The organism is Actinophytocola sp. (assembly GCF_036002505.1).
GTDB lineage: Bacteria > Actinomycetota > Actinomycetes > Mycobacteriales > Pseudonocardiaceae > DASYTH01.
This window is the reverse complement of the sequence record NZ_DASYTH010000030.1, coordinates 15,637-35,471: the sequence shown is the minus strand read 5'-3', so window position 1 is coordinate 35,471 and position 19,835 is coordinate 15,637. Positions and strand designations below refer to the sequence as shown.

19 protein-coding genes and 1 tRNA gene are annotated in these 19,835 nt (G+C 71.6%); 10 read left to right on the top strand and 10 right to left on the bottom strand.

The features are described from left to right. Positions 1-631: 631 nt before the first annotated feature. Both VGR06_RS01670 and VGR06_RS01665 read right to left on the bottom strand, forming a co-directional pair. Positions 632-708 (bottom strand) — tRNA-Pro (locus VGR06_RS01670). Between the two features lie 14 nt (positions 709-722). Beyond that, positions 723-1,679, bottom strand: a complete 957-nt coding sequence (locus tag VGR06_RS01665; RefSeq protein ID WP_327557119.1) for a metallophosphoesterase — start codon at positions 1,677-1,679, stop codon at positions 723-725. 36 nt (positions 1,680-1,715) lie between these two features. On the opposite strand from VGR06_RS01665, the gene VGR06_RS01660 reads away from it, so the two are divergent. Further along, a complete protein-coding gene (locus VGR06_RS01660; protein WP_327557118.1) occupies positions 1,716-2,189 on the top strand; it encodes a GatB/YqeY domain-containing protein in 474 nt (157 codons plus the stop codon). Positions 2,190-2,247: 58 nt separating this feature from the next. Here the strand turns inward: VGR06_RS01660 and VGR06_RS01655 are convergent, their stop codons facing one another. Continuing rightward, entirely contained in the window at positions 2,248-4,734 is a 2,487-nt protein-coding gene (locus VGR06_RS01655) for a penicillin-binding protein (RefSeq protein WP_327557117.1), read from the bottom strand. Between the two features lie 230 nt (positions 4,735-4,964). On the opposite strand from VGR06_RS01655, the gene VGR06_RS01650 reads away from it, so the two are divergent. Then, the gene (locus VGR06_RS01650; protein ID WP_327557116.1) at positions 4,965-5,270 is read left to right on the top strand and encodes a WhiB family transcriptional regulator; all 306 of its coding nucleotides are present in this window, start codon (positions 4,965-4,967) and stop codon (positions 5,268-5,270) included. On the opposite strand, the gene VGR06_RS01645 is transcribed toward VGR06_RS01650, so the two are convergent. From VGR06_RS01645 to VGR06_RS01635, 3 genes are all read right to left on the bottom strand, one after another. After that, positions 5,267-6,394: an ArsA family ATPase gene (locus VGR06_RS01645; protein WP_327557115.1), complete on the bottom strand. Its 1,128-nt coding sequence runs from the start codon at positions 6,392-6,394 to the stop codon at positions 5,267-5,269. The genes VGR06_RS01650 and VGR06_RS01645 overlap by 4 nt on opposite strands. Next, entirely contained in the window at positions 6,391-7,389 is a 999-nt protein-coding gene (locus VGR06_RS01640; RefSeq protein ID WP_327557114.1) for an ArsA-related P-loop ATPase, read from the bottom strand. Before VGR06_RS01640 ends, VGR06_RS01645 begins: the two co-directional genes overlap by 4 nt. A 164-nt stretch (positions 7,390-7,553) precedes the next feature. After that, entirely contained in the window at positions 7,554-7,805 is a 252-nt protein-coding gene (locus VGR06_RS01635) for a hypothetical protein (RefSeq protein ID WP_327557113.1), read from the bottom strand. Positions 7,806-7,861: 56 nt separating this feature from the next. Here VGR06_RS01635 and VGR06_RS01630 point away from each other — a divergent pair, with 56 nt between their 5' ends. The 4 genes from VGR06_RS01630 (at position 7,862) to VGR06_RS01615 (ending at position 10,365) form a co-directional block, all read left to right on the top strand. Next, positions 7,862-8,020 carry a hypothetical protein gene (locus VGR06_RS01630; protein WP_327557112.1) on the top strand — a complete coding sequence of 53 codons (159 nt, stop codon included), beginning with the start codon at positions 7,862-7,864 and terminating at the stop codon, positions 8,018-8,020. Continuing rightward, positions 8,020-8,475 carry a RidA family protein gene (locus VGR06_RS01625; RefSeq protein ID WP_327557111.1) on the top strand — a complete coding sequence of 152 codons (456 nt, stop codon included), beginning with the start codon at positions 8,020-8,022 and terminating at the stop codon, positions 8,473-8,475. Before VGR06_RS01630 ends, VGR06_RS01625 begins: the two co-directional genes overlap by 1 nt. Positions 8,476-8,524: 49 nt before the next feature. Further along, positions 8,525-9,148 (top strand): hypothetical protein, encoded by a 624-nt coding sequence (locus tag VGR06_RS01620; protein WP_327557110.1) that lies wholly within the window; start codon positions 8,525-8,527, stop codon positions 9,146-9,148. Between the two features lie 65 nt (positions 9,149-9,213). After that, complete coding sequence (locus VGR06_RS01615) at positions 9,214-10,365, top strand: hypothetical protein (RefSeq protein ID WP_327557109.1); 1,152 nt, start codon at positions 9,214-9,216, stop codon at positions 10,363-10,365. Positions 10,366-10,494: 129 nt separating this feature from the next. Here the strand turns inward: VGR06_RS01615 and VGR06_RS01610 are convergent, their stop codons facing one another. Continuing rightward, a complete protein-coding gene (locus VGR06_RS01610) occupies positions 10,495-11,442 on the bottom strand; it encodes a Gfo/Idh/MocA family oxidoreductase (RefSeq protein WP_327557108.1) in 948 nt (315 codons plus the stop codon). Between the two features lie 202 nt (positions 11,443-11,644). Between VGR06_RS01610 and VGR06_RS01605 the strand changes: the two genes are divergently transcribed. Both VGR06_RS01605 and VGR06_RS01600 read left to right on the top strand, forming a co-directional pair. After that, positions 11,645-12,508: an NUDIX hydrolase gene (locus VGR06_RS01605; protein WP_327557122.1), complete on the top strand. Its 864-nt coding sequence runs from the start codon at positions 11,645-11,647 to the stop codon at positions 12,506-12,508. A 2-nt stretch (positions 12,509-12,510) separates the two neighbouring features. Continuing rightward, on the top strand, positions 12,511-13,287 hold the full coding sequence (locus VGR06_RS01600) for an MBL fold metallo-hydrolase (protein WP_327557121.1): 777 nt from the start codon (positions 12,511-12,513) through the stop codon (positions 13,285-13,287). Positions 13,288-13,484: 197 nt separating this feature from the next. Here VGR06_RS01600 and dnaN read toward each other — a convergent pair whose 3' ends face one another. Together dnaN and VGR06_RS01590 are read right to left on the bottom strand one after the other, a co-directional pair. After that, on the bottom strand, positions 13,485-14,585 hold the full coding sequence (dnaN, locus tag VGR06_RS01595) for a DNA polymerase III subunit beta (RefSeq protein WP_327557107.1): 1,101 nt from the start codon (positions 14,583-14,585) through the stop codon (positions 13,485-13,487). A 474-nt stretch (positions 14,586-15,059) separates the two neighbouring features. After that, positions 15,060-16,199 carry a pentapeptide repeat-containing protein gene (locus tag VGR06_RS01590; protein WP_327557106.1) on the bottom strand — a complete coding sequence of 380 codons (1,140 nt, stop codon included), beginning with the start codon at positions 16,197-16,199 and terminating at the stop codon, positions 15,060-15,062. Positions 16,200-16,421: 222 nt separating this feature from the next. Between VGR06_RS01590 and VGR06_RS01585 the strand changes: the two genes are divergently transcribed. Beyond that, the gene (locus VGR06_RS01585; RefSeq protein ID WP_327557105.1) at positions 16,422-17,939 is read left to right on the top strand and encodes a CehA/McbA family metallohydrolase; all 1,518 of its coding nucleotides are present in this window, start codon (positions 16,422-16,424) and stop codon (positions 17,937-17,939) included. Positions 17,940-17,944: 5 nt separating this feature from the next. On the opposite strand, the gene VGR06_RS01580 is transcribed toward VGR06_RS01585, so the two are convergent. After that, positions 17,945-19,348 (bottom strand): MFS transporter, encoded by a 1,404-nt coding sequence (locus VGR06_RS01580; RefSeq protein WP_327557104.1) that lies wholly within the window; start codon positions 19,346-19,348, stop codon positions 17,945-17,947. Positions 19,349-19,534: 186 nt separating this feature from the next. Between VGR06_RS01580 and VGR06_RS01575 the strand changes: the two genes are divergently transcribed. After that, the gene (locus VGR06_RS01575; protein ID WP_327557103.1) at positions 19,535-19,726 is read left to right on the top strand and encodes a hypothetical protein; all 192 of its coding nucleotides are present in this window, start codon (positions 19,535-19,537) and stop codon (positions 19,724-19,726) included. Positions 19,727-19,835: the final 109 nt, after the last annotated feature.

The window sequence follows — 19,835 nt, the reverse complement described above, 5'->3', positions numbered from 1 at the left end:
GAAGTTGTTGATAGATGCAGTCAGTGCAGCGTTCACATGACCCGCATGGGCATCCCCAGATCGGCTCAGTCATCCAGTTGGTCACTTCTACAGACACCAGCTCAACCCCGTGGTCGAAGACGGCGCAACGGCGATGGATTGGATCTTTCCGAGGCTTGCCGACGCGACAAGCGCAATACGCTTGGCGGGACCGACAGACTTCAATCGGTCAAGTAGTATTCGGGGTGACCGTTTCATAGTTGATCATTCTTCTCGCGTCCCGGCGATCCGGGCGTGGGCGGGAGCCATTGGTTCCCGCCGCAGATGGCACCGAGTCGTGGGTCCTAGGACCGGCCGGCCGGCTCTCCGGAGGGAGGGCCCGGCGCCGGCCGGTCCTGGTAGTCGGGTGAGAAGGAATGGGAGATCAACAAATGGAAGGGTCAGTCGTTGTGCTCGCGCTTGTGGTGCGAGCGATGTTCGTCATCGCGGTTTCCATGAGGAGGCGGGATTGACGGCATCCCAACGGTGTTGGGATGGGTCCACGTATGGCCCCTGGTCATCAAACAGACCGTGGGCCTTACTCATAGTCACCCAGGTAGTCACCCGTGAATGTGTCAGAGCCCGTCCACTCCACAGTGGACGGGGCCTGAGCTGGTCGGGGTGACAGGATTTGAACCTGCGACCTCTTCGTCCCGAACGAAGCGCGCTACCAAGCTGCGCCACACCCCGTGGCCGCATGGAGTCTAGCCGACGTCTGCGCCGGCCTCGAAGTGGGATTCGGTGTGGGCCTCTGCCGGGGTGGGGCGGGGGACGAGGGTGAGGAGGCTGGCTTCCGGTGGGCAGGCGAAGCGGACGGGGGCGTAGGGGGAGGTGCCGAGGCCGGCGGAGACGTGGAGCCACATGTGGGTGCCCCAGCGGGAGGGGCCACGGGCGCGGGAGCGGTCGAGTTCGCAGTTGGTGACGAGGGCGCCGTAGCCGGGGATGCGGAGTTGGCCGCCGTGGGTGTGGCCGGCCATGACGAGGTCGTAGGCGTCGGCGGCGAAGGCGTCCAGGACGCGGGGTTCGGGGGAGTGGGTGATGCCGAGGCGGAGGGCGGCTGAGCGGTCGGGGCGGCCGGCGATGTCGGGGTAGCGGTCGCGGCGCAGGTGGGGGTCGTCGACGCCGGCCACGGCCAGCAGCTGGCCGTCGACGGTGAGCAGGCGGCGGACGTGCGTGAGGTCGTGCCAGCCGCGCTCGACCAGGGCCGCGCGGAGGTCGCGCCAGGGGAGGGGGACGCCGTGGATGCGTTTTTTGTTGCTCGGGAAGAGATAGCGGGCGGGGTTCTTGGGGCGGGGGGCGTAGTAGTCGTTGCTGCCGAAGACGAACACGCCTGGGCGGTCGAGGAGAGGGCCGAGGGCGCGGACGACGGCAGGGACGGCAGCGCGGTGGGCGAGGTTGTCGCCGGTGTTGACCACGAGGTCGGGGTTGAGGTCGTCGAGCGCGGCGATCCAGCGCTGCTTGGAGTGCTGGCCGGGGAGCATGTGCAGGTCGGACAGGTGCAGGACGCGCAGCGGGCGGGCGCCTTCGGCGAGCACGGGCAGCGTGGCCTGGCGGAGCGTCCAGTGCCGCCGTTCGATTCCGGCGGCGTAGGCCAGCGTCGCTGTGCCCAGCGCGGTCGTGCCGAGTGCCACCCGGCGGACCGTTCGTGCAAGCTCACTCACGTTGCCGAGCCTAACCCGGCCGCTAGGGTCGCTCTCATGGCAGAGCTCAAGGCACGGCTGCAGGCGGACCTCACCGCGGCGATGAAGAACCGCGAGAAGATCAAGGTGGCGACCCTGCGCATGGCGCTGACCGGCATCACCAACGAGGAGGTGGCCGGCGAGTCCGCGCGTGAGCTCACCGACGACGAGGTGCTCCGGGTGCTCACCCGCGAGTCGCGCAAACGCAAGGAGGCCGCCGAGGCGTTCGCCGCCGCCGACCGGCCGGAGCGCGCCCAGGCGGAGCTCGACGAGGCCGAAGTCCTCGCCGGCTATCTGCCCAAACAGCTCGACGACGCGGAGTTGGAGACGCTGGTCACCGAGGCCGTCGCCGAGGTGACCGAGCAGCTCGGCGCGCCGCCCGGGCAGAAGCAGATGGGCCAGGTCATGAAGGCGGCCAACGCCAAGGTGGCCGGGCGCGCCGAGGGCGGGCGTGTGGCCGCCGCTGTCCGGGCCATGCTTCAACCGTCCTGAACGCCGAACTCGCTTGCCCGAGCGTCGAACTCGATTGCTGGAGCATCGAACTCGCGAATTAGCGGCGGGTGGGGAAGATGATGATCGGTTCCGGGAATCCGCGGCCGCCTCCGCCGCCGCCGCCGTTGCCGGGGCCACCACCACCGTTGCCGGGCTGGCCGCCGCCGGGACCCGGCCCGGGTGGGGTGCTCGGGGACGGGGCGATGCCGGTGCTGACATTGATGGTCACCGCGCTGCCGGGCAGGGCGGTCCGGGTCTGGCCGACGACGGTTCCCTTGGGCGCCACGTCGTTGCGTGGCCGCGCGATCACCTGGAAGCCGGCCTGCTGCAGGATCTGGGTGGCTTCCTGCTGGCTCCTGCCGATCACGTTCGGCACCCGGGTTCCCTCGCCGCCGTTCATGTAACGCGGATCGCCCGCCGGCAGGCCCACGACCGGCAGGGGTGCCATGATCGGGGTCATCGCCTCGAACCAGGTCTGGGCGGGGGTCTTGCCGCCGAAGATGTTGCCGTCGCCGCACAGCCGGGTCGGGTCGTCGCAGATCGGCCGCGGCCGCGGGCTGTCGTTGAACACCAGCACCGCGCCGGCGAGCTGCGGGGTGGCGCCGACGAAGCCGGCCGACTTGTGCTCCTGCGTGGTGCCGGTCTTGCCCAGCATCGGCCGGGTCCAGCGGGCGGCCCCGGCCGCCCGCGCCGCGGTGCCGCCGGCGATGTCCTTGCTCAGGCCCTGCACCATCGAGTTCGCCAGGCCCTCGGAGACGGCCTGGTCGCAGGGCTGCTCCGGGATGTCGACCTTCTTGCCGTCCCGGTCGAGCACCTCGATCAGCGGGCTCGGTGGGCACCAGACGCCGCCGGACATCAGGGTGGCGCCCACGTTGGCGAGCTCGAGCGTGCTGGTCGCCGCCGGGCTCAGGGTGAACGCGGCCTTCCCCGGGTCGTTGGGCGGCTTGCTGCGGAAGAACTGCGACTGGCTGACCCGGTTGCCGTCGTTGGGGTCCTTCGGGTCGGGCGAGTTGCCGGAGATGTTGCCCGCCATGGTCTCCCGCAGCCCGAGCCGGCTCGCCATGTCCACCACCGCGTCCATCCCGACCTGCTCCTCGAGCATGACGAACGCGGTGTTCGGGGACTGGGCGAGCGCGTCCTGCAGGGTCATCTGCGGCGCGTAGTCGCCGGCGTTCTTCAGGCAGTACCAGCGGTTGTCGCCGTCGTTGGGCTTCTCGGTGCGCGGGCAGCTCTTCGTGCTGCCGCCGGTGAACACGTGCGAGGTATAGAAGTCCGGGCTCGGGATGACATTGAAGATCCCGCCGCCCTTCTCCAGGTACGCGGCCGCCGTGAAGATCTTGTAGATGGAGCCGGCGCCGAACTTGTTGGCGGCGTCGCTCGGCAGGCCGTAGACGGTCTGCCCGGCGTCCTTGTTCAGCCCGTAGTCACGGTTGGCCACCAGGGCGACCACCTGGTGCCGGTCCTTGCCGGGCCGCACGATGGCCATCGTGTCGGCGATGCCGTCCTGGTTCTTCGGGATCTGGTGCTCGGCGGCCTGCTTGGCCAGGTGCGTGGCGTTGGCGTCGAAGCTGGTCTTGACGGTGTAGCCGCCGGAGTACAACTTCTCCTTGTTCAGCCCCACCTTCTGCAGGTAGTCCTCGACGTACTGGCAGAAGAAGCCGTACTCGGTGCCGGCGCCGGTGCAGTTGGCCGCAGGCTTGTCCGGTGCCTGCAGGATGCCCAGCGGCTCCTTCTTGGCCGCGTCCGCGGCCTCCAGGGACAGCTTCTGGTTCTCCGCCATCTTGTCGATGACCAGGTTGCGCCGCTTGAGCGTCTCCACCGGGCGCTGCCACGGGTTGTACAGGCTGGGGTTGTTGACCATGCCGGCGAGCACCGCCGCCTGGGCCACGGTCAGCTTGTCCGCCGTGGTGTGGAAGTAGGCGTGCGCGGCGGCGCCGACGCCGTAGACCTGGTAGGCGAACTCGACGATGTTCAGGTAGCCGGTGAGGATCTCGTCCTTGGTCATCTTCTGCTCGAGCTGGATGGCGATCCGCGCCTCCTTGAGCTTGCGCGTGATCGTCTGCTCCTGTGCCCGCTTCTGCTCGAGCTTCTTCTCCGGCTCGCTGCCCCGGTACACCACGTTGATCAGGTAGTTCTTCACGTACTGCTGGGTGAGCGTGGACGCGCCCTGCACGTCGCCGGAGGTCTGGTTGCTCACCGCGGCCCGCAGCGTGCCGCGCCAGTCCACGCCGTTGTGCTCGTAGAACCGGCGGTCCTCGATGGCGATCAGCGCCGCCTTCATGGTCGGCGAGATCGCCTCGGCGCTCACCGGGATGCGGTACTGGTCGTAGAGGTACGCGATCGGGGCGCCGTTCGCGTCGGCGACGGTGGTGACCAGGGCGGGATCGGCGGCCACCAGGTTGGCCGAGACGCTGTCGATCGCGTCGCTCGCCCGGTTGGACACCACCCCCATCGCCCCCACGATGGGGAAGAGCATGCCGGCGGTGAGCACACCCGCCAGGAGGCACAGTCCGAGCAACTTCAGCAGGCCGTCTCCTATGCGCACCCGCTCAGACTACCGAGGACCCGTCCGTCAGGCGGATTGCACCGAACAGTTGTTGACATCAGGTAACGGCTGGCGGGCCCGGTGTTCTACGGGGAACCGCCGCCCTCTAGAGTCCGTCAACGTCTCACGACGGCGCAGAAGGCCGGGACCGTACCCGCGGGGCTGGCCGGAGGCAACCGATGCCGGGGGGTATCGGGTACGAGGGTCGAGACACGCAAGGGGTGGGGGTCATGCTAAATGACCAGGCAGATTGGCGAATCAACGCGCTGTGCCGCGACGAGGACCCCGATGGTTTGTTCGTCCGCGGCAAGGAGCAGCGAAAGGCCAAGCTCGTGTGTATCGCATGCCCGGTACGCACCGAGTGCCTCGCCGAGGCGTTGGACAACCGGATCGAGTTCGGCGTGTGGGGCGGGATGACGGAGCGTGAGCGACGGGCTCTGCTGCGTCGTCGCCCGGACGTGACCTCGTGGCGTGAGCTGCTCGAGGACGCCCGCCGGCACGCCGAGATCGCCGAGGAGGACATCCGAGTGGGCTAGCGAGCACCTGACAACCGCTCGCCGATCCGTCTCAGCCCGTCCAGGTCGTGTACGTCCGAGGGCATCGCCGGCACCTTGACCACGGACACCGTGGGGTGCGCCTTGGTGAACCGGGCGACCAGCCGGCCTTCCCGTTCCGCCACCGCCACGCGGTCCGCGTGCAGCCGCAGCACGGCCGCGGCCAGCGGGGCGTCGCCCGATCGTTCCAACTTGTCGGCCGCGGCCAGCGCGTTCGGCCCGGACAGCTTCGTCAGCACCGGATGTGTCCGGTTGACCACCAGCCCGGACAGCGGCATGGACTCCGCGGACAGCCGCTCCACGAAGTAGCTGGCCTCGCGCAGCGCGTCCGGCTCCGGCGCGGCGATCACCACGAACGCGGTGCCACCGGAGCGCAGCAGCTCGTAGGTCTTGCGGGCGCGCTCCCGGAACCCGCCGAACATCCCATCGAAGGCCTGCACGAACGCCGACGCGTCGGCCAGCAACTGGCCGCCGACGATGGCCGACACGGCCCGGGCGAACAGCATGAACCCGGCGCCGACCACCTTGCGCACCCCCCAGCCGCCGGCCCGCGCCGGACCGGTCAGCAGCTTGATCATGCGGCCGTCCAGGGCCGAGGACATCCGCTGCGGGGCGTCCAGGAAGTCCAGCGCGGAGCGGCTCGGCGGGGTGTCCACCACGATCAGGTCCCAGGTGCCCTCGGCGGCGAGCTGGCCGAGCTTCTCCATCGCCATGTACTCCTGGGTGCCGGAGAACGACGTGGAGATGGTCTTGTAGAACGGGTTGGCCAGCACCTCCCGGGCGCGTTCCTCCCCGGCGTGCGCCAGCACCATGTCGTCGAACGTGCGGCGCATGTCCAGCATCATCGCGGAGAGCTCGCCGGCCGGGGTGAACCCGTCGACGTCCACGGTCCGCGGCGTGTTGCCCAGCTCGCGCAGCCCGAGCGCCTGGGCCAGCCGGCGCGCCGGGTCGATGGTGAGCACGACGGTCTTGCGCCCGCGCTCGGCCGCCCGCACCGCGATCGCTGCGGCCGTGGTCGTCTTGCCGACGCCGCCGGAGCCGCAGCACACGATGACGTGCGTGTCCGGGTCGTCGATCAGCCGATCGAGGCTCAATGCCCTCCTCATCGGACCCCCTGGTCCACGAGCACCTCGGCGAGCTCGTAGAGGGCCGCGGTGTCCACCCCCTCGGTGCTGTCCGGCAGCTCCAGCGTGGGCAGGTCGACCTCGACGAGCTGGGCCCGGGCCCGCTGCTCGGCCTGGACCCGGATGGCGTGCTCCACGGTTTCCGCGACCAGGCCGTCGAGGTCGTCGGGCGCGAGGTCCAGCCCGGCGCTGGCCAGGCCGTTGCGCACCCGGGAGGTGTCCACCCGGCCGTCCGCGGCGGGGGTCAGCGAGCGGGCCGGCAGCCGCGGCGGGCGGACCCGGTTCACCACCACGGCGCCCGGCCGCAGCTCCGCGGCGTCCAGCTCCTCGACCGCCTCGATGGTCTCCCGGACCGGCATCTCCTCGAGCAGCGTGACCAGGTGCACCGCGGTGTCCCCGGAGTGCAGCAGGCGCACCACACCTTCGCTCTGCCCGCGGATCGGCCCGACCTTGGCCAGGTCCGCCATGGCCCGGGTGACGTCGAGGAACTTCACGATCCGGCCGGTCGGCGGGGAGTCCAGCACGACCGCGTCGTAGACGTGCCGTCCCGAGCCGTCGGTGCGGCCGACGCACTCCTTGACCTTCCCGGTGAGCAGCACGTCGCGCAGGCCCGGCGCGAGCGTGGTGGCGAACTCGATCGCACCCATCCGGCGCAGCGTCCGTCCGGCGAAGCCCAGGTTGTAGAACATGGTGAAGTACTCGAGCAGGGCCGCCTCGGCGTCCACGTGCAGCGCGCGCACCTCGCCGCCGCCCGGGGCGGAGGCGATCCGCTGCTCGGCGTACGGGAGGGGTGCGGTGTCGAAGAGCTGGGCGATGCCCTGCCGGCCCTCCACCTCGACCAGCAGCACCCGCCGCCCGCCCGTGGCCAACGCCAGCGCGAGCGCCGCGGCGACCGTGGTCTTCCCGGTGCCGCCCTTGCCGGTGACCACATGCAGCCGCGCGCGAGCGAGGTGGTCGTTCCAGCTCGGGGATGTCACAACGCCAGGGTAGGTGTCCCTTTTGGGCGGTGCCGTATGGCGTGCGCCTCAGCCTGTGCGGGCTCACCGGCGACGAGGGTGGGCCGGAGGCCTGCCCGAGGAGTCGGTCCGTGCCAACCCGCCCACAGCGGCGGTGTCACGGGGCCCGAGCCCGCACATTGAATTCAACTGACCAGCATCATCACCGAGACCGTGACGCCGACCAGGACCACCACCGACCAGGACAGCCACGCCGGGAGCACGGTGGCCACCAGCAGGCAGAGCAGGGCCAGCACGGTGAACGTGATCACGCCGGACAGCGCCACCTGGCCGCCCGTCGACCCGCGGCGTTCCCGCCACTTCGCCATGGTGAGCAGGACCAGCACCAGCCCACCCGCCGCGAGCAGCGCCGCGGCGAGCACACGCCACGCTTCCACGGCGAACACGGTAGCGGTAAAGATCGCCCATGTTGGGGTCGCTAGGCTGCCGCGTCATGACGCAGTGGGAGTACGCCACGGTGCCCCTGTTGATCCATGCCACCAAGCAGATCCTCGACCAGTGGGGCGAGGACGGCTGGGAGCTGGTGACCGTGCTGCCCGGCCCGACCGGTGAGCAGCTGGTGGCCTACCTCAAGCGCCCCAAGGAGTCCTGATGGCGTGGTCGGACCGGCTCACGGAGCTGGGCATCGAGCTGCCCTCGGTGGCGCCGCCGGCCGGCGCCTACGTTCCGGCCGTGCGCAGTGGCTCGCTGGTCTACACCGCCGGTCAGGTGCCGTTCGTCGACGGGGTGGTCGCGGCCACCGGCAAGGTCGGCGCGGAGGTCGACCCGGAGGCGGCCAAGGGGCACGCCCGCACCTGCGCGCTGAACGCGCTGGCCGCGGTGGACGCCCTGGTCGGCATCGACGCGGTGGTGCGGGTGGTGAAGGTGGTCGGCTACGTGGCCTCGGCCGACGGGTTCACCGCGCAGCCGGCGGTGCTCAACGGTGCCTCCGAGCTGCTCGGGGAGATCTTCGGGGAGGCCGGGAAGCATGCCCGGGCCGCGGTGGGGGTCGCCGAACTGCCGCTGGGGGTCCCGGTCGAGGTCGAGCTGATCGTCGAGGTGGCGTGAGCTTGCGAATTCCTGAGCCAGAGGATTCCGCGTAGCCGAGGGAGGGCGCATGACCGACGCCAGCGCGTCGTGCCACGAGTTGTTGCTCAAGCTCGCCGGGCGGTTGCCGGACCGGCAGCTGTGGCGGTTCCGGGACTGGCTCGCCGCGGGGGCGCTCGACGCGCTGGCCGCGGTGCTGCCCCTGACGTTGCTGCGCGAGCGGGTGGCGATCACGGTGGCGGAGTCTCTGCTGCTCAACGCCGCGCTGGTGGACGCGGGCGCCGATCCGGGGCATCTCAATGCCGTCCCCTGGGTGGACGAATTAGGCGATCTGGACTACACCTTCACCTCGGAGTCGCCCGAATGGGTGAGTGCGGGTGACTCCGTAGCGGTTGTCCTCGGGGCGGTCCTGCAGGGCCGGTCCGAGGTGATGGACGTGCGTGGGAGCTGGCGACGGCACCGCTCGGGGCAGGGTCCGGCGAGCCGGATCGTGCTGGTCACCGCGTCGGCGAAGTGGTCGGCGCTGACCGGTGAGCTGCAGCGGGTGTTGCGCGCGCTGGGCACCTACGAGCCCGGGGTCGAGGTGATCCCGGACAGCATGGAGCCGCCGCCTTACCACGAGGCGGCGATCGCGGCGTCGGAGCCGTTGCTGCCCGGGTTCGTCGCGTATCGGAGGCAGCTCGTCCATCGTTAGCGAACTGTGAATAACCGGGGCAAGCCCCCGGACCCCACCCCCACGAGGCTGGAGGGAGCCGAATCGTGGCGCAGGGAGCGGGCGTTCGACCGGGATTGGCGTTACCGGTCCGGGTTCATGATCTGCTGCTGGGGCTGGCCGGCAGACTCGACGACGACGCGCTTGCCGACGCCCGGGAGATGCTGGCCTCGGCGGAGGTGGACCGGGCGCTGGAGTTCCTGGTGGGCTGCCTGGTCGCCGGCCGGATCGCGATCACCGGTGCGCAGCGGGCCGAGCTGGACGGCGTGCTGGCCCAGGTGTACATGGACGCCGCCGGGGCGGCGGACCGGCTGCTCGTCGACGACGCGGCCGCCTCGCACGTGGCCGGCCGGCACCGGTTCGGCGGCGGCGCGGCGGGCGGGGAGTCGGCCGGGCACGGGGTCGCCGAGGCCGCGCGCCGGGTGCTCGACGTGCTCCCGGACGTCCGCTCGGTGTGGGCGGTGTGGCGGCTGACCCCGGCCGGCGCGGTGTCCGGGCCGGTGCCGCACCGGGTGGTGCTGGTCGGCGTCGGGCCGAACGGGTTCGCTCCGGCCACCACCTACCGGCTGGAGCACACGCTGCGCCGGGCCGGCATCCGGGCCTCCGTCGAGGTGCTGCGGGACGGCACCGAGGCGCCCGACTACCACCACGCGGCCATGCAGCACGCCACTCAGGTGCCGTTCTCCCGGCAGGCCCCGACCAACCCGGCGCCGGTGCGGCCGCGCAGCACCCCGGCGGCCGCCGAGCCGCTGCGGCAGCAGGCCGCCCCGCAGCCGCCGCCCGAGCCCCCGGCGCCGGCCGTGCCGGACATCCCGGCGCCGAGCCGCCGGTTCCGGCCCGAGCCGCCGGCCGACCCGCTGGCGTCGGCCAACCCCCCGCCCCGCCCGGCCCAGCCGGTCGCGCAGGCCTCCTGGCTGACCGAGCTACCCGAGTCGACCCGCCCGAAGCCGGCACCCAAGGTCAACGGTCACGGCCCGCAGCCCGGCGACGAGTCGTTGAGCGAGCAGGAAAAGCACCTGCTGCGCCAGCTTCAGGAGGAACTGGCCCGCCGTGAGCAGGAGGAGTCCGACCACACCCGCGGCCGGCACGGCGCCGGCCAGAACGGCGCCGCCACCACCACGTTCGACTGGCCCACCGCCAGCGGCAGCCCGACGGTCGTCAACGGAATCCCACCAACACCACCAGACCCGCGCCGCTAAGGGCTTGGCAGCCTCGTGCCAGCTGACGGGACCTCAGAGGACCGTGACGGTACCCAGCCACGGTTCACCTGCTATCCGCAGCGTTCGTTGGAACGCAACCGCATCAAAAATTCCGGAGAGGCGGGACTGTCAGCGCGGAAAACCGCCCGGGTTGGCTGGGGCGGCCGCGGCCATTGCTGGGGCGATGGCATAGGCGATCTGCTGGATGACGCGCTGGATGTGCAGGCCGCGGCTGACGTCGCAGCGGTGCACCGTTTGTCCATTGTGGACGTTGTGCAGGAAGTCGTCGAGCAGGCGGTGGAAGCAGTCCTGGGGTGACTCGCCGAAGTTGGCCAGCTCGCGGTAGCCGTGCGGGCCGTAGACCGAGACGTCGATGACGGTGGGCCGCATCGGCAGGCGCATCGACATGGTGGCCGTGCTGGTGGCGCCGCTGGCGTGGCCGAGGACGATCTGCCAGAGGTCGGGCTCGCCGCGGTGCGCGGACAGCACGTGGGTGATCTCGCCGAGCGCGGCGTCGAGCAGGTCCAGCACGTGCGGGCCGATGTCGGCGAGCGCGCCGCCCTCGTGCCGCCACGGGGAGCGGGAGTACTGGCCGCCGAGCAGGGAGCCGGAGAGCCAGCGGGCGGTGCCGCCGCTCCAGCCGGCGTGCCGCTGCAGCTCGTCGAGCCATTCGATGGTGTCGGAGGCGAACCGGCGCAGGAACACCACCACGGTGGCCACCGCGGCGTCGTCGGCCGCGGCCACCAGCTGCTCGGCCTCCTCGACGGTGGCGGCGATCGGTTTCTCCAGGATCAGGTGCCGGCCGGCCTGCGCGGCGTGCAGCGCGAGCGGGGCCTGGATCGCGGGCGGGACCGCGAACGAGACCGCCTCGACGGTGGACATCAGCTCCTTGAAGGAGCGCGCCACCGTGGCCCCGTACGGCGCGGCCACCTCGGCGGCCGCGCTCTCCCGCCGCGCCCACACCGCGACCAGCTTGGTGCGCGGGTGCGCGGCCAGCGCGGGTGCGTGCACGGCTCGTGCCCACGGTCCGGCGCCGACCAGCCCGACCCTGAGGGGGGTGTCCCCGCGCTCCGCCATTTAGGCCAGCACCTCGCAAGCTCGGTAGGTGGCAAAACCCAGCAAGGGGTTCGCTCGCAGGCTCGGCGACGGTGCAGTGCCCGATGGTTCGCTCGCAAGCTCGCTCACAGGCACATCCTGCACCGTCCTAGCCCCCGCGTCTGTAGAACGTGAGCGCCTTTGGTAACGGCGTGTTGCCGCATAGGCTCGACGGGTGCGTGAGCTGCCCAAGGAGATCGAGCTGCCGGAAGGGTTCGTCCCGCCGGAGATCCCGGACCCGCCGGCGACGCCCCGCGACTCGGCGACGGTGATGCTGGTCCGGGACGGCGCCCGCGGCCTCGAGGTGTTTCTGATCCGGCGGGTGGCCGGGATGGCCTTCGCCGGCGGCATGACCGCGTTCCCCGGCGGATCGGTGGATCTGCGGGACGCCGACGCGAGCGTGGCCTGGCACGGCCCCGAGGCGGGCTGGTGGGGTGAGCGGTTCGGGGTCGCCCCCGGGATGGCCCGGGCGCTGGTCTGCGCGGCGGTGCGGGAGACCTTCGAGGAGTCCGGCGTGCTGCTGGCCGGTCCGGACGCGGAGAGCGTGGTGTCCGACACCCTGCCGTACGCCGGCGCGCGGCAGGCGCTGGTGGACCGGGAGGTGTCGCTCGCCGGGTTCCTGGCCGACGCAGGCCTGGTGCTGCGGGCGGACCTGCTGCGGCCGTGGGCGAACTGGGTGACGCCGGTGGCCGAGCGGCGCCGGTTCGACACCCGGTTCTTCCTGGCCGCGGTGCCGTCCGGGCAGCGGGCCGACGGCGCCACCTCGGAGGCCGCGGACGTCGCCTGGTGTGGGCCGACCGAGGCGCTGGACGACTGGAAGCAGGGCCGGCGCGGGCTGCTGCCGCCGACCTGGACGACACTGGCCGAGCTGGAGGACTGCGGCTCGGTGGCCGCGGCGATGACGGCCGAGCGCGCCATCAGCAAACAGATGCCCAGGGTGATCCGGGAGGGTGGGGTGCTGCGTCTGGTGGTGAACGGCGATCCGGACTACGACCGGGCGGCCGACCATCTCGACCCCGGCCCGGACGACCGGCTGGAGCCGCGATGACGCTGGCGCACCCGGCCTACGGGATTCCGCGCGTGGTCACGCCGTTCGCGTCGGTCGTGCTCGAGGACAACCCGTCGTCGATGACCCTGGACGGCACGAACACCTGGGTGCTGCGCGCGCCCGGCTCGGAAGACTGCGTGCTCGTCGACCCCGGCACCCAGGACGTCGCCCACCTGGAGCGGGTGGTCGCGGCGGCCGGGCCGGTGGCGCTGATCCTGATCACGCACGAGCATCCCGATCACGTCGGTGGCGCACCGTGGACCGCGGAGCGGACCGGAGCACCGGTCCGGGCCTTCGACGACCGGTTCTGTGTGAACGCGGATCCGTTGCGGGACAAGGAGATCATCGCCGCGGGCGGGCTGTCGCTGACGGTGCTGCACACGCCCGGCCACACCGGGGACTCGGTCTGCCTCGAGGTGGCGCACGACGGCGTGGCCGCGACGCTGACCGGCGACACCGTGCTGGGCCGCGGCACCACGGTGGTGTTCGACCTCGGCGCCTACCTGGACTCGCTGCGCACCCTGGCCGCCACCGAACCCGGCACGGTCGTGCTGCCCGGACACGGCCCGGACCTGCCGGACCTGGCGGTGACCGCGGCCGAGTACCTGGCGCACCGCGAGGCGCGGCTCGACCAGGTCCGGGCGGCACTGCGCCAGCTCGGCGGCGACGCCACCCCGCGCCAGGTCGTGGAGATCGTCTACGCCGACGTGGACAGGTCGCTGTGGGGGCCGGCCGAGTGGTCGGTGCAAGCCCAGCTCGACTACCTGCGCAGCCGCTAGCCCGGGGTGTGTTGGCCTCTGGCGTCGCCATGTTTGCGCGTGGCGTCGCCGTGTTGGCCGCTGGCGTTGTCATGTTGGCCGCCGGCGTCCGGATGAGCTCGTGCGCGATTCGCGCCGCCCGCCTACCCGGCTACGTCAGATGCCAACACGGCGACGTGAGACGCCAACACATCAACGCAGCTGGCCAACATGGCGAGCTAGGCGCCCTTCGGCGGGAGCATGGGCATCACGATGTACCGGAGGTCGACGTCGCCCGGCTCGGCGGCGCTGAAGATGGTGGCGCGCATGCCGGGCTGGATGCCGATCCCGACCCGGCCGCCCGCGAACGGGCGTAAGGCGTCGGTGAGGTAGCGGGCCTGGAACGCCTGACCGGTGCGCCCACCGTCCACAGCGGACTTTACGGACTCCTCGGCCTCGCCGGACTGCCGGTCTGCGCCGCGCAGCCGGATCTCGCCGTCCCCGACTTCCAGCAACAGCACGCCGCGGGCGTCGGTGTAGAGGCCGACCCGGCGAACGGCGCCGGCCAGGGCGTCGGCGTCCAGCTCGAGCCGAGTGTCCACTTCGGACACGATGACCTTGGACTCGTGGATGAACGTGCCGTCGAGCACCGCGGTGGTGACCAGGGTCCGGCCCCAGGCGAGGCCGAGCTGGTCGCGGCCGGCGTGCACGGTCACCGCGCCGGTGGCCGGGAGCTGGCGGGCGGTCTCCACCAGCAGCGCGGCCGGCACCAGCGCGTCCAACTCGCCGTCCGGCCGCCAGGGTAAGGACGCCACGGCCATCCGGAACCGGTCGGTGGCGAGCAGCACGAGACGGTCCTCTTCGGACCGCATCCGCACCCCGGTGTAGAGGGGTAACGCGTCGTCCCGGGACGCGGTCGCGGCCACCGTGGTGAGCGCCGACGCGAGCGGTGCGGCGGCCACCTCGCCGACCGCCGGTGCCCGGGCCGGTATGCCCGGGTGCACGTCCACGTCCAGCAACGGTAAGGCGTAACGGGCGCCGGGCACCCGGATCGCCAGCCGGCTGCCCTCGACCACCAGCCGGATCTGGGGTTCCTCCACCGCGCGCAAGGTCTCGGCGAACGGCTTCGCCGGCACGAGCACCCGGCCCTCGGTGTGCACGACGGCCGGGCAGCGCAACCGGGCCGACCGTTCGCGGTCGTTGCCGGCGAGCAGCACCCCGTCGCGGTCGGCGCTGAGCAGCAGGCCGGAGAGCACGGGGTCGACCAGCCGTCCCGGCACGAGCCGAACAAGATCCGACGCGGCGCGGGCAAGCTCGGCAGTGGTCACGGTGAGGTCCATGCCGCGGACGTTAGCCGCGACCACCGACACTCCGCCGCATCGTGCCGCGGCTTCGGGCCGGATGCCGGCCGGCAGCGCAGCCAGGACGGCGGGAGCTGGCAATCGGGATCTGCGTGCCGCACATCCTGGCCGCGGCCGAGCGGCTCACCACGCAGGCTTGGGTGCCGCCCGGCGACGAGTTGCCGGCCCCGGATCGCTGCCGGCACCGTGACGATCACCCACTCCGGCGCGCACGCCGCCGACCGGCAGCGCCGGGGGATCACCTACGCCGCCGGTGTGGTCCTCGTCGTGATCGCGGTGGCCGGCTGGCCACTTTGGGCGGGACTCGACGGAACGCACGCAGGCCAAGGAGTTCGAGGAGACCGCCCACCGCACCATCCGGGAAGACGCGGGAAAACCGTGCAGCACTGCAACGCCACGTGCGCTGACCTGACCGCCGCGCCTGCATCGACGACGACCTCGCGGCGCTGCCGGCTAGCTTGGCGGGTTGACCTGTTCCGCGGCTTCGGAGTCGGCGGACTCCGGCAGAAACCGCGCCACCTCCTCCGGCACACCTTCATCGAAGGTGGCCGATTCAAAGTAGACATGGCTGGTGAAGGTGGCTGATTCGAAGTCGACGTGGCCAATGAAGGTGGTGCCCACGAAGCGGGCGATATTGATGAAGGTGGCAGCCCGGAAATTGGCGTACATGGTGAAGAGGGCGAACGTAAAGATCGTCTCACCCGTGAAGGTCGCCGACTGGAAGTTCGCGTTGTGGACGGTGCAGCTCGTCAGGTCGAAGTCGATCAGAGCGGCGCCGGTGAGGTCGAGGTCGATGTCCCGCCAGAAGGTGGGCACCGGGGTCTTGCGGTAACCGGTGTAGAGGTGGTTGGCGAGGATGCCTTGGGCGGTGAGGCGCACCTCGCGTTCCTGGATGCGTTCGCGGTGGGTGGCCACGAGCTGCTCGTCCGTGCCCTCGGCCGGTGGGTCACTGGGTAGTTGGTAGGGCATGCGAAGGTAGGCGCAGAGGACGTTCACGATGGTCTGGCGCTGGTCGGGGTTGTTCTGGGCGACCCGCTCGAGGGCGTAGAGGCCGCCGAGGCGGACGGGGGCCTGAGCGGAGCCGAGCTGCTCGACGGCCTTGGTGTAGAGCTCGGTGACGCGTTTCTCCGCGGCATCGAGCTCGGTGGCGGCCGAGCTGAGTTCCTGGTGCCATTGGCGGCGGACCGCGAGCAGGAGCGCGAAGACGCCGGCGGCTCCGGCGGCGGTGCCCAGACCGGTCTTGATCGCCTCGACGCGAGCGGCGGGCGGGTCGGCCGCGCGGTCGGCTTCGCGGAGCAGCCAGGTGGTCGCGGCCCATGCCACCCCGGTGACCACTGCGGCCGCCGCGGCGACCACCCACCAGCTCAAGGCCCGGGCGGGCTTTCGCTCCGGGCCCCGCCGAACCGCCCGGAGCACGGCCTTTGCCAGCAGCGCGGCGGCGACGGCGAACGTGATGATCAACCCGGCGTTCGGGCGCAGCCAGCGGCCCAGCTTGGACCAGTCCAGCCAGCCGGACGCCGTCGCCATCCCGCCGAGCAGGACCACCAGCCCAGCCACCGCGGGGCCGGCAACGCCGCGTCGCAACACCGTCACGCGGACACTGTCGCCCAACGACGTGAAGTCGTCACGCGTCCGGGGATTCTGATCCAGTGGCGTGACCGGCGTCACCAGGGAAGCTTGCCGGCGCCACGACGAGCGAGCAGGAGCGAAAGGATCCGCGCGTAGTGTGCCGTAGCGCGTGAACCTTGGAGTGGTAGTTAGCTGTTCACCTGATAGCGGTTCCTCTGGTCAACTGGCAGCCATAAGTTCGCCTGCATGTGTGAGCAGCCGTGCCAGGACCAGTTCAGCCGCCGGACCCTGCTGGTCACCTCGGGAGTGGTGGCCGCCGGGACGATGCTGCCGGGCGTCGCGTTCGCCGAGCCCGACGACGCCGAGCGGACCGGCGAGGAGACCAGGACCGTCACCGGCACCCTGCCGCCAGACGTGGCGGACTGGTTCTACCTCCCGGTCGACGTGCCGCGCGGGACCCGGGAGCTGGAGGTCGTCTACAGCTACGACCGGCCGCAGGTTCCGCCCGGCGCTAAAGGAAACGCCCTCGACATCGGCATCTTCGCGCCGGCCGGCTTCCAGCTCGGCAACGAGCGCGGCTTCCGCGGCTGGTCCGGCGGCTTCCGCGACAGGTTCACCATCAGCGCCGCCCAAGCCACTCCGGGCTACCTGCCCGGTCCGATCGAACCCGGCCGCTGGCACGTGATCCTCGGGCCGTACACCGTGGCCCAGCAGGGCCTGAACTACAAGGTCGACATCACGCTCCGGTTCGGCCGCCAGGACCCGCGGTTCACGCCGAACCCGGCCCCGGCCACCGCGCCCGCCAGAAACCGCGGCCGGGCCTGGTACCGCGGCGACGGCCACCTGCACACCGTGCACTCCGACGGCCGCCGCACCCCCGCCGAGCTGGCCGCGGCCGCCCGCGCCGCCGGGCTGGACTTCTTCGTGTCCACCGAGCACAACACGCCCAGCGCGTCGCTGCAGTGGGGCGAGCACGCCGGCGACGACCTGCTGATCATCAACGGCGAGGAGGTCACCACCCGCACCGGGCACTGGCCGGCCTGGAACCTCCCGGCCGGCAAGTGGATCGACTGGCGGTACCGGGCCGGCGACCGCCGCGAGTTCCGCCGGTTCGCCGACGACGTGCACCGGGCCGGCGGCCTGGTGGTGGCCGCGCACCCGTTCGCCACCTGCTTCGGCTGCTCGTGGGAGTACAGCTACGAGCTGGCCGACCTGGTCGAGGTGTGGAACGGGCCGTGGACGCTGGACGACGAGGCCGCGGTGACCGCCTGGGACGGGCTGCTGCGCACCGGCACCTGGCTGCCCGCGGTCGGGGACAGCGACGCGCACCATCCGGACCAGGTCGTCGCCTTGCCGCACAACGTGGTTCTGGCCGACGAGCTCACCCCGCGCCGGCTGATGGACGGCTTCAAGGCCGGCCACAACTGGATCGCCGAGTCCTCCGCGGTACGGCTGAGCTTCGAGGCGAGCGGCGGGACCCGCCGGGCCGGCATCGGCGAGCGGCTGACCTCCGGCACCGGCACGCCGGTCACCTTCGAGGTCACGGTCTCCGGCGTGCCGGGCACCACGGTCCGCCTGCTCAACCAGAACGGTCCACAGTGGATTCAAGCGGTGGACGCGTCCGGTGCCGCGACCGTGCGGTTCACCACCCAGAGCCGCTACACGGCGTGGCTGCGGGCGGAGGTGCGCCGGCCGGTGCCGACCGCGACCACCCCGGACACCATGGTGGCGCTCACCAACCCGATCTTCCTGAGCCCGCCGTAGCCGGGCTACGCGACCGGGCGCAGGCGGTCGTCGTCGCCTATGTGAGCGGGTTGGTCAGCCCCGGATCCCTGTCCTGACAACGAGCTCTCCAGGCGGACGGTCTTGCGCCGGGCCCAGACCAGGGCCGCGATGAGCAGGCCGGCGGCGCTGGAGGCCAGGAATGCCGACCGGATGCCGACGTGCTCGACCAGCCACCCGCTGGCCGACTGGCCGAGTGCAAGGCCGAAGGTGGCCGCGGTGATCACCCAGCCGAACGCCTCGGTGGTCGTGCCGCGCGGCGCGATCAGCTCGAGCACCGCGGAGTGCGTGGTCGCCTGCGGGGTGATCAACAGGCCGGGCACCAGCAGCAGCGCACCGAGGCCCAGCAGGCTGGTCGGGATCGCCAGCGGAGCCACCAGCAGTGCGAAAGCGCCCAGCAGCACCGGCTGGCGCAGCCGCATCTCCCGGGGCCACGGCCGCGCCGCGTACGCGATGCCGAAGATGACCGAGCCCAGTGACCACAGCGCCAGCATCAGCCCGCCGGCCGGTGCGTGGCCGGCCCGGGTCGCCGCCGCCGGCACGGCGACCTCGATGAACCCGATGGTCACACCGAAGCCGAGGACCGCGAGCACCACCGTGCGCATGCCGGGGCTGACCAGGGCGCCGAGCAGCCGCCCGCCGCGGCTTGTCGGCGGCTCTGCGCGCGTCGAAATCTCGCCGGCAGGGCCGGCATCCCGATCGGCTGCGGTTTGCCCGTCGGGGCCCTGCCACCTCGATTCCGAGCCTTCGGCGGGGGCGCGCTCGGTTGTCGCCTTGGCTGGAGCCTGCCGGCGCACCACGGGCGCCAGCGCGAAGCCGATCCCCCCGGCCACCATGCAGGCGGAGCCGATCACCACGCCGGTGCCCGGCCACGGCAGGGCGATGAGCACGCCGGCCAGCGCCGGCCCGAGGATGAAGCAGACCTCCAGGCTGATCGCCTCGTAGGCGTATGCGGCCTGGCGGGTCGAACCCGGTGGCAGCAGCCGGGTCCACAGTGCCCGGGAGGCCGAGCTGACGGTCGGCTGGCTCAGCCCGATGCCGAACGCCAGCGCGACCAGCACACCGTCGGGGGCGCGCGACTCGATGGCCAGCATCCCGGCCGTGACGGCCACCGTGAACAGTGAGCTGGTGACCAGCAGCGGGCGGGTCGGCCCGAGCCGGTCCATCAGCCGACCCTGCGCGACCGAGCCGGTGGCCACGCCGGCCAGCACGCCGGCCGAGACGAGCCCGGCCACGGCGAACGACCCGGTCTGGCGCTGTACGTAGAGCAGCAGCGACAGGCCGACCATGGCGATCGGCAGGCGGGCGAGCAGCGCCGTGACCACCGGGGGCAGCGCTCCGGGCGTGGTCAGCACGGCGCGGTAGTCGGTGAACCGGGCGGAGTGGGACATGTGTACCAGTAAAGCAAACTCTGGTACGTCCGTACCACTTAGTTTGCGCCCCCCGGCCGCTGGGTACTCCGCGAACGTCAGTTGTTCCAACGCAGCTGGAATTCCTGGTGAACCCGTACAACGCGGGCGGCCCGCCGAGCGTCCCAAGGAGTGAAAAGAGTTTGATCCACCGGGAGGGATCCGGCCATGGTGACCGTGACCGACGAGGCGGGCCGGCACGACGTGAGCGAGCTTGCGAGCGAACAATTCAATACAGGGTGCCCGCGCGCGGCATCACCGAGCCTGCGAGGGGATGGCGTCAGTGCCTGGGTGGCCATCGTGGCCGCCCTGCTTCCGCTCCTGCTGTTCGCGGGCGTGCTGCTCGTGGTTCTGGGGTAACGATTCGCCGGTGGCGAGCGTTCAACTGAACACAACCGAATAGCACCCTCCGGCATACGGGTCGGGGCCTACACCGGAGGGCGGGGAGCGTGGGTCGTCGGGGGATGGC

Bases quoted from the DNA above. Each gene is read 5' to 3' on its own strand.
- VGR06_RS01580 (WP_327557104.1), bottom strand. From the start codon at position 19,348: ATGTCCCACTCCGCCCGGTTCACCGACTACCGCGCCGTGCTGACCACG.
- VGR06_RS01645 (WP_327557115.1), bottom strand. From the start codon at position 6,394: ATGAGGAGGGCATTGAGCCTCGATCGGCTGATCGACGACCCGGACACG.
- VGR06_RS01620 (WP_327557110.1), top strand. From the start codon at position 8,525: ATGACCGACGCCAGCGCGTCGTGCCACGAGTTGTTGCTCAAGCTCGCC.
- VGR06_RS01585 (WP_327557105.1), top strand. From the start codon at position 16,422: ATGTGTGAGCAGCCGTGCCAGGACCAGTTCAGCCGCCGGACCCTGCTG.
- VGR06_RS01660 (WP_327557118.1), top strand. From the start codon at position 1,716: ATGGCAGAGCTCAAGGCACGGCTGCAGGCGGACCTCACCGCGGCGATG.
- VGR06_RS01610 (WP_327557108.1), bottom strand. From the start codon at position 11,442: ATGGCGGAGCGCGGGGACACCCCCCTCAGGGTCGGGCTGGTCGGCGCC.
- VGR06_RS01625 (WP_327557111.1), top strand. From the start codon at position 8,020: ATGGCGTGGTCGGACCGGCTCACGGAGCTGGGCATCGAGCTGCCCTCG.
- VGR06_RS01630 (WP_327557112.1), top strand. From the start codon at position 7,862: ATGACGCAGTGGGAGTACGCCACGGTGCCCCTGTTGATCCATGCCACC.
- dnaN (WP_327557107.1), bottom strand. From the start codon at position 14,585: ATGGACCTCACCGTGACCACTGCCGAGCTTGCCCGCGCCGCGTCGGAT.
- VGR06_RS01650 (WP_327557116.1), top strand. From the start codon at position 4,965: ATGCTAAATGACCAGGCAGATTGGCGAATCAACGCGCTGTGCCGCGAC.
- VGR06_RS01575 (WP_327557103.1), top strand. From the start codon at position 19,535: ATGGTGACCGTGACCGACGAGGCGGGCCGGCACGACGTGAGCGAGCTT.